We start from the raw sequence: 8631 nt of genomic DNA, 5'->3' as shown, positions 1-8631 counted from the left end.
TTCAGGCCCCAGTCGTGGCGGGCACGGCTCCGGTGACGGCGCCGACGGCGTTTTCGAAGCGTTCGAGGCCGGTGGTGATTTCGTTGGCGGTGACGACGAGGGCGGGGATGAGGCGGACAACGTTGCCTGCGGGTCCGCAGGTGAGGGTGAGTAGGCCCTGGGTGGTTGTGGCCTGCTGGACTGCTGCGGCGGTGGCTGCGTCGGGGGTGCCGTCTTCGGCGGTGAACTCGATGCCCTGCATCAGGCCTTTGCCGCGCACGTCACCGATGACCGGGAAGCGGTTCTGGATGTCTTTCAGGCCGGACTGGAGCTGCTCGCCGCGGATCCGGGAGTTCTCCACGAGCCCTTCATCCCGGACGACGTCCAGGGTCGCGACGCCGGCGGCGGCGGAGACGGCATTGCCGCCGTAGGTCCCGCCTTGGGAACCGGGCCAGCCCTTGGACATCGTCTCGGTCGAGGCGGCGATCGCGGAGATCGGAAAACCCGAAGCGATGCCCTTGGCGGTGATCAGGATGTCCGGGGTCGCGGTGGAGTACTGGTGTCCCCAGAACTTGCCCATCCTGCCCACCCCGGCCTGGACCTCGTCAAAGATCAGCTGGATGCCGTGCCGGTCCGCGCGTTCACGCAGGCCTTCCAGGAACGCCGGCGGGGNNNCCCGCCGTCACCCAGGGCCGGTTCGATCAGGAACGCCGCCGTGTCGTTCGGTGCGGTGCGGGTCTGCAGCAGGTAATCGAGTTCCTTCAACGCGAACGCCACCGTGGCAGCCTCGTCCCACCCGTACCGGTACGCATACGGGAACGCGGACATGTGCACACCGGACATTAACGGAGAGAACCCGGCAGAGAACTTCGTCCCGGCAGTGGTCAACGACGCCGCAGCGACCGTCCGGCCGTGGAAGCCGCCCTGGAACACCACAATGTTCGGCCGGCCCGTGGCCATCCTAGCCAGACGGACCGCAGCCTCCACCGCCTCCGAACCCGAATTGGCGTAAAACACCGAATCCAGGCCCTCAGGCAACACCTCACCGAGCTTCTCGGTCAACTCCAGCAACGGCTTATGCATCACTGTGGTGTACTGCGCATGAATAATTTTGCCCACCTGCTCACGGGCAGCTTCCACCACCCGCGGATGGCAGTGACCCGTACTCGTCACACCAATACCGGTCGTGAAATCCAGGTAGGACTGGCCATCAGTAGCATGGATCCAGCTGCCCAGGGCGTGATCAACCACCAAAGGAGTTGCTTGCTTCAAGAGAGGGCTAAGGGAAGTCATAGACACAATTGTCCCCCAGATTGAATGATTGTCAACAATCGCCACGTGCAACTAGAGTGGAGGCGTGGACACGCTAAATAAGACGCCGGACACAACGAGCCGGCCAAAGGTTGTCATTCTGACGACGGAGGGGGTTACTCCTCCTCATAACCTCGATAACATCCGACAGCACGCCGATGTGGTGATGACAGATGCGGCCGGGCTGGCCGGGGCGCTTCCGGGCGCCGAGGTCATTTTTCTCTGGGACTTCTTCTCCACTGCACTACGGGATGCCTGGCAGCAGGCCGATTCGCTTCGCTGGGTGCATGTTGCGGCGGCGGGCGTGGACTCCCTGCTCTTCGATGAACTGCGCGAGTCCGACGTTTTGGTCACCAACGCCCACGGCGCCTTCGACGAGTCCATCGCGGAGTTTGTGCTTGCCTCGGTCCTCGCGCACGACAAGCAGTTGCATATCAGCAAGGACCTTCAGCAGCAGAAGGTGTGGCAGCACCGCGAAGTCCAACGGACAGCCGGGCAGAACGCCCTGGTAGTCGGCACCGGGGGCATCGGTCGGGCTACGGCCAGGCTCCTGAAAGCCGTGGGCCTGAATGTCCTCGGCGCCGGGCGAACCGTGCGCGGCCAGGATGCCGACTTCAACGAGGTGGTTTCCAGCGCAGACCTGGCCAGCCACGCCAGCTGGGCAGACCACATGGTGATGATCGCCCCCCTGACCGAGGACACCCGCGGCATCCTCAGCACCGAAGTGTTGCAGGCGATGAAGCCATCCGCGCACGTGGTGAATGTCGGCCGGGGCGCCCTCGTTGACGAAGACGCTCTGGTGGAGGCCCTCCGGAGCGGTGCCATCGCGGCAGCCTCGCTGGATGTCTTCCATGTAGAACCGCTGCCGGCCGACCACCCATTCTGGGGCATGGACAACGTCCACATTTCCGCCCACATGTCCGGCGATGTCTTGGGCTGGCGTGAGACGCTGGCCCACCAATTCGAAAAGAACCTGGGCCTCTGGCTGCACAGCAGGCCCCTGGTCAACCGGGTGGACAAGAAGCTGGGCTACGTCACGAAGTAGCTCCCCACCCAACCAGGTAGCCCTCTCCCGCACCAGGGAATGACATGCGACGGCGACAGCGCCGCCCACCGTCGTGGGAAGCGCCGTCGCCGTACTCTACTTGAGTGATCAGATTTACTTGCGCGGTGAGCTGGCGATCAGTGCCATGACGGTGTTGTCAGCGAGGGTGGTGGCATCGCCTACTTCATGGCTCTCTGCGACGTCCTTCGATGTAATCCACACCGAGGGTCTGAATGACTTGCGCCTCGACGAGGTGGCCGATCCGGACCTTCGTTATGGCCGGGATGGACACGGCCGCGATGATTGTCTCGATCATGTCCGGATCGGACCTACGGGACACGCCGCACTGGGCGTGGATGTCGGCGGGAACGTGTTCCAGCCCCATGACTGCCATGGCGCCGGTATCCTCAGCAATGCGGGCCTGCCCGACGTTGACGACGTCCACGATGACGCCGCCCTTGAGTATCTCGGCCATGGAGTGCTTCACGCGGTTGCTGCCCCTAACGCTGGTGGATGCAGTTTCTTCGTTTTGGCTCATGCAGGTCCTCTCGACAACTGGACCTGTTTTTTATTGTCGATAATAATACGTCGGTCGAGTGCGTGCCGCCATGAATCCATGAATCATGAAAGAAGGGCGGTGAGATTGTGGACAATCTTGACGCAGCCCACATAGCCTGAGATCAACCCGGAAGTAAGCAGCGTGCACTATTAGTATGCACCTCAATCCCGGGGGCGCTCCTCCTCGACGATGTCGCGCATCGCACCAGCAAAGCGGTCTGGGACGCCCTGCCGCAGAGTAGCCAGGTGTTCCACGGCAAGTACGCCCGGAACGAGATCGACAATCTGTTTCCGGCCTTCGATCCGAAGGAGCCCGGGGCCGAGAACACCACGGTCTCACCGATCCCCTGCGACGTTTGTCAGTTCACATTCACGTCCAATGATCTGAAGACGGCTTCGCATGGCAACGAGGCGGATTCGGACACGGGTGAGGTCCATACCATCGTTGACCTGGCTGTCTTCTGCGGCCGCAGCAACCTGCTGCTCAACGTCGACACGGGCTGGGTTCCCGGAAATGTGTTTGCGCGCGATGAGACGCTGACTTTCTCCCGCGCTGACGACTTTGAGACAAAGCCGGATACCTAAGCGAGGAAGTACGGCTGGCTACACATAACGTGCAGCCAGCCGTTCTTTCATTCTGCGGTCAGTCAGTTAGCGTTGTGCCGCAGGCACATGAGGGCGTAGGCGCGGGCCGCCGCCACAAGCTCGGCGATACTCACCGATTCGTTGACCTGATGGGCCTGGTCGTTGAGTCCGCCAGGTCCCATCACGATGGCGGGGACGCCGAGGTCGCGGGCGATAAAGCCACCGTCGCAGGCAGCCGTCCAGCCGGTGACATCGCTGCTCACGCCGGCGTCGGCCAGTGCGGCGACCGAGTTGGTCACCAGCAGGTGATCCTCGGGAGTTCGGAAGCCCGGCATCTCCATAGTGACAGCTGCCTTCACCGAGATGCCATCAGTATCAATGCGGGCTTCGCTGATCTGCGTGCGGAGCCGGTCCAGAATCAGCTGGGCGTCGTCGTCGGGCATGAGCCGGCGGTCTAGGGAAACGGTGCACTCGGCAGCCACCATGGATGTTCCGGTTCCGCCCCGGATGAGGCCGATGTTCCAGCTTCCGGAGCCCAGCAGGGCGTCCTGGTCTGCCTGCAGCCTGTCGTGGTCCGCACGGACAAGTTCCAGGATTTTTGCGGCGGCGTCGATGGCGTTCCGGCCATCAGCGGGACGGCCGGAGTGGGCCGATTTGCCGGTGACTTTCAGCTCGATGTAGCTGTCGCCGCGGCAGCCGATCACCGTTTCGAGGTCGGTGGGTTCGGCCACCACGCATCCCGAGTAGGGAAACGCCGGATTCGCCAACGCGGCGGAGGTGAAGGCCCGTATGCCAATGCCCAGGTCCTCCTCGTCCACCGTGCAGGCCAGCGCCGCGTTTCCGGGCAGTTCTGCCCCAGCGTCCTTAAGGGCCTTTAGGGCAATGAGGACTGCTGCCAGTCCGCCCTTCATGTCGGTGGAACCGCGGCCGAAGAGTCTGCCGTCCCGTACATATGGCTCAAACGGCGGACGCTCCCAGCCGGTCCCTGCGGGCACTACATCAGAATGGGCCAGGAAAAGCAGACCCGGCCGTGCTCCACCGGGCAGGACGGCCGTGAAATTCGGCCGTCCCGGCGCTACCGTTTGAGTTGCCACTTCAAGGCCTGCACCCGTGCTGAAGCTTTTCAGGACCTCCACCGTTGCCTCCTCGGTGCCGCCGGGGTTTTCTCCGGCAGCGGCTACCAGGGCAGTGGTCAGCGCGACGATGTCGTCCTCGTTGATCAGCTTAAGGACCTGCTGTTCCAAGGCGTGCTGGGCAGGATCCCGCTGTGCCTTCTGCTCAAGAGCGGCAGTTTTCAAGCGCTGGCTCCGTCTTTCCGGGCGTCCAATTCACGGTCCATGGCGCGGCGGAGCCGCATGATGCCTTCCTCCGCCCGTTCGGGTGTGGTGGAGGCGAAGCAGAGCCGCAGGGCGTCGCCGAACTTTCCGCTGGCGGACAGGGCTGGCCCCGGGATGAAGGCTACGCCTTCGGTCAGCGCCGTCTCGAAGAGCTTGGTGGTGGAGATCTGTGCGTCCTCGCCCTGGAGCGTAAGCCAGAGGAAAAAGCCGCCTTTGGGATCGGTGGTGGTGACCCTGTCGCCCAGGTGTCGGCGCAGGCTTTCCTGCATGGAGTCCTTGCGGCGTTTGTACTCAGTGCGCAGACCGGCGAGGTGGCTGTCCAGGCCGCCGCGGCGGATGAACTCCGCAACAATGTGCTGGGCTGGAACATTGGCGCAGGTGTCCATGGCCTGCTTGGCATTGATGACCAGCTGGCGCAACGCGGGATCCGTGTCAACCCAGCCCACGCGCAGGCCCGGGGCCAGGATCTTGGAGAAGGTCCGGACGGAGAACAACAGCGGATCCCCGGGGCTCAGCGCTTGCAGCGAGGGCAGGTCTTCGCCTTCGAAACGCAGCAACCCGTACGGGTCATCGTCAATGATGACCGAGTTCCACTCGTGCGCCAGCTCCAGAAGCTGATGGCGGCGCGGCAGGGAGAGCGTGGTCCCGGAGGGGTTTTGAAAGTTCGGGATGGTGTAGATCGCCTTGGGCGTACGGCCCGCAGCCCTCACCAGCTCCGGCAGCGCCTCCACAATGAGCCCGTTCTCGTCCATGGGTGCCTCGAGCAGCTCAGCGCCGTAGCTCAGTGCAGTGGCGCTGCCATTGGTGTAGGTCGGGCTTTCCACGATGACAAGGTCACCAGGGTTGATGAAGATCTTGCACGCCAGGTCAAGGCCCTGCATGCCGCCGGCGGTAATGGTGACTCGTTCCTCGGAGGTCGGGTCGGAGGTGCCGGCCAGGTATTCCACGAGGGCCTTCACCAGCACAGGCTCGCCCTCGGTGGCGCCGTAGGTCATGGAGCTGTGGTCGATGACCTTGTCCGCGATGTCGCGGAACTCAGCCAGCGGGATGGCTTCGTCCGCCGGAGAGCCCATGGCGAAGCGGACAATGTCGTGCGTCTGCGCGGCCAGCAGGGAAGTGCTGGAATCAATGACCGAGCCTACGAGGTCGGCTGTACGATCAGCCAAAGGCAGTGGGGTGCGGGATCGGGTGGCAAAGTGGTCAACAGTCATGGCCTAGCCGCCTTTCTGGATGAGTTCGCGGGGGTAGCTGGTAAAGGTTTCCACGCCGTCGGCGGTGACGCGGATCGATTCGGAGAGTTCGTAGCCGTAGTTGTCCATCCACATTCCGCCGATCACATGGAAGGTCATGTTCTCCGCCAGGACGGATTCGTCCTCGGAGCGGATGGAAATCGTGCGCTCCCCCCAGTCCGGCGGATAGCCGACACCGATCGAGTAACCAATGCGGGATGGCTTTTCCAGGCCGTACTTGGCCAGCGTCCAGTTCCAGGCCCGGGCAAGCTCGCTCACGGGAACACCGGGCTGCACCTCGGTCAGCACCGCGTTCAGCCCGTCGGCGACGGCGTCGGCCAACTTTCCAAGGCGGTCCGGCTTCTTGCCCAGGGTCAGGGTGCGCGCCAGCGGGACGTGGTAGCGCTGGTGGGCGCCGGCCAGTTCGATGACCACGGCCTGGCCGGCCTCGAAGCGGTCCTCGCTCCAGGTCAGGTGCGGAGTGTCCGCGGCCTCCCCGGTGGGGAGCATCGGCACAATTGCCGGATAGTCTCCGCCGATGCCGCCGGCGCCCTTGATCTGGGCCTGACTGATGGCGGCAGCGGCGTCGCATTGGCGGACGCCGACGTCGATCGTTTCGACGGCAGCCTGCATCGCTGCCATGCAGACCTGCGCTGCGCCGCGCATCAGCTGCACTTCTGCGGGGGACTTGATGGAACGGACCCAGTTCACCAGCTCGAAGCTATCCACCAGGGTCCATTCGGGAATGGCGTTGACGAGGGAACGGTACGCCTTTGGGGAGAAAAAGTGCGAGTCCATTTCCAGCCCCACACAACCCTTGGCTGCGGGGGCGATGAGATAGCGCTCCCGCAGCGCAAAGGCCACCCAGTCAAAGGGATGCACATGCGGCCGGTGGACATACTGTTCCGGGTACCCCACGATGCACTCCGAAGGCAGCCAGCTTGTGCGGGAGGCACCGCTGGCATCCATGGCCCTGGCAAAGAAGAGCATGGGTCCATCAGCAGGCACGAAGACCACCTGCGGGGTATAAAAGGACCACGCGTTGTACCCGGTCAGATAGTAGATGTTCGCCGGGTCGGTTACCAGCAAGGCCGAAAGGCCCTGATTGTCCATCCGAACCCGTGCGCCAGCAAGGCGTACCGCGTACTCCTCTTCGCTGAACAGCAAAGGACACCTCCAAAAACGGCAGTAGATTGTTTACAATCTACTGCATGTGCTCTGAATCACATAACTCGCGTGGATGCTGCCGCGGCATGGGACTGCGCGATCACCTGATTGTTGACAATAAGCAGATGTGACGTGGATCATAGAACGCATGACTTCCCTTAGCCCTCTCTTGAAGCAAGCAACTCCTTTGGTGGTTGATCACGCCCTGGGCAGCTGGATCCATGCTACTGATGGCCAGTCCTACCTGGATTTCACGACCGGTATTGGTGTGACGAGTACGGGTCACTGCCATCCGCGGGTGGTGGAAGCTGCCCGTGAGCAGGTGGGCAAAATTATTCATGCGCAGTACACCACAGTGATGCATAAGCCGTTGCTGGAGTTGACCGAGAAGCTCGGTGAGGTGTTGCCTGAGGGCCTGGATTCGGTGTTTTACGCCAATTCGGGTTCGGAGGCGGTGGAGGCTGCGGTCCGTCTGGCTAGGATGGCCACGGGCCGGCCGAACATTGTGGTGTTCCAGGGCGGCTTCCACGGCCGGACGGTCGCTGCGGCGTCGTTGACCACTGCCGGGACGAAGTTCTCTGCCGGGTTCTCTCCGTTAATGTCCGGTGTGCACATGTCCGCGTTCCCGTATGCGTACCGGTACGGGTGGGACGAGGCTGCCACGGTGGCGTTCGCGTTGAAGGAACTCGATTACCTGCTGCAGACCCGCACCGCACCGAACGACACGGCGGCGTTCCTGATCGAACCGGCCCTGGGTGACGGCGGGNNNCCCCGCCGGCGTTCCTGGAAGGCCTGCGTGAACGCGCGGACCGGCACGGCATCCAGCTGATCTTTGACGAGGTCCAGGCCGGGGTGGGCAGGATGGGCAAGTTCTGGGGACACCAGTACTCCACCGCGACCCCGGACATCCTGATCACCGCCAAGGGCATCGCTTCGGGTTTTCCGATCTCCGCGATCGCCGCCTCGACCGAGACGATGTCCAAGGGCTGGCCCGGTTCCCAAGGCGGGACCTACGGCGGCAATGCCGTCTCCGCCGCCGCCGGCGTCGCGACCCTGGACGTCGTCCGGGATGAAGGGCTCGTGGAGAACTCCCGGATCCGCGGCGAGCAGCTCCAGTCCGGCCTGAAAGACATCCAGAACCGCTTCCCGGTCATCGGTGACGTGCGCGGCAAAGGCCTGATGCAGGGCATCGAGTTCACCGCCGAAGACGGCACCCCCGACGCAGCCACCGCCGCAGCAGTCCAGCAGGCCACAACCACCCAGGGCCTACTCACCCTCACCTGCGGACCCGCAGGCAACGTTGTCCGCCTCATCCCCGCCCTCGTCGTCACCGCCAACGAAATCACCACCGGCCTCGAACGCTTCGAAAACGCCGTCGGCGCCGTCACCGGAGCCGTGCCCGCCACGACTGGGGCCTGAA

The 8631-nt window shown here is 63.5% G+C and carries 5 protein-coding genes and 3 pseudogenes; 3 read left to right on the top strand and 5 right to left on the bottom strand.

The window, feature by feature from the left end; translation table 11 throughout:
* Position 1 precedes the first annotated feature (1 nt).
* Positions 2-1272: pseudogene (locus tag K728_RS18570) on the bottom strand (aspartate aminotransferase family protein).
* A 64-nt stretch (positions 1273-1336) separates the two neighbouring features.
* Here K728_RS18570 and K728_RS0106010 point away from each other — a divergent pair.
* A complete protein-coding gene (locus K728_RS0106010) occupies positions 1337-2335 on the top strand; it encodes a D-2-hydroxyacid dehydrogenase (protein ID WP_024476192.1) in 999 nt (332 codons plus the stop codon).
* A 205-nt stretch (positions 2336-2540) separates the two neighbouring features.
* Here the strand turns inward: K728_RS0106010 and K728_RS18565 are convergent.
* Positions 2541-2873: pseudogene (locus K728_RS18565) on the bottom strand (pyridoxal 5'-phosphate synthase lyase subunit PdxS); the annotation flags it as partial.
* A 185-nt stretch (positions 2874-3058) separates the two neighbouring features.
* Between K728_RS18565 and K728_RS18560 the strand changes: the two are divergent.
* A complete protein-coding gene (locus K728_RS18560) occupies positions 3059-3478 on the top strand; it encodes a DUF3830 family protein (protein WP_084442834.1) in 420 nt (139 codons plus the stop codon).
* A gap of 62 nt (positions 3479-3540) precedes the next feature.
* On the opposite strand, the gene K728_RS0105995 is transcribed toward K728_RS18560, so the two are convergent.
* The 3 genes from K728_RS0105995 to K728_RS0105985 are packed head-to-tail and all read right to left on the bottom strand — an operon-like array spanning position 3541 to position 7211.
* Complete coding sequence (locus tag K728_RS0105995; RefSeq protein WP_024476189.1) at positions 3541-4776, bottom strand: M20 family metallopeptidase; 1236 nt, start codon at positions 4774-4776, stop codon at positions 3541-3543.
* Positions 4773-6026, bottom strand: coding sequence for an aminotransferase-like domain-containing protein (locus tag K728_RS0105990; RefSeq protein WP_024476188.1), 1254 nt, complete (start codon positions 6024-6026; stop codon positions 4773-4775). The genes K728_RS0105995 and K728_RS0105990 overlap by 4 nt, the downstream gene beginning before the upstream one ends.
* Positions 6027-6029: 3 nt before the next feature.
* On the bottom strand, positions 6030-7211 hold the full coding sequence (locus tag K728_RS0105985) for a M24 family metallopeptidase (RefSeq protein ID WP_024476187.1): 1182 nt from the start codon (positions 7209-7211) through the stop codon (positions 6030-6032).
* A gap of 148 nt (positions 7212-7359) precedes the next feature.
* Here K728_RS0105985 and K728_RS18555 point away from each other — a divergent pair.
* Positions 7360-8630, top strand: a pseudogene (locus tag K728_RS18555) (aspartate aminotransferase family protein).
* Position 8631: the final 1 nt, after the last annotated feature.

The sequence above is a fragment of the Arthrobacter sp. CAL618 genome, from assembly GCF_000468215.1.
In the GTDB taxonomy this organism is placed as follows: Bacteria; Actinomycetota; Actinomycetes; order Actinomycetales; family Micrococcaceae; genus Arthrobacter_D.
Note: the sequence above shows the minus strand (reverse complement) of the source record. Positions and strands in the feature narration are given on the sequence as shown.

What these genes read in the sequence shown, in the direction of transcription:
- K728_RS0105990 (WP_024476188.1), bottom strand. Translation starts at nt 6,026, where the DNA reads ATGACTGTTGACCACTTTGCCACCCGATCCCGCACCCCACTGCCTTTG.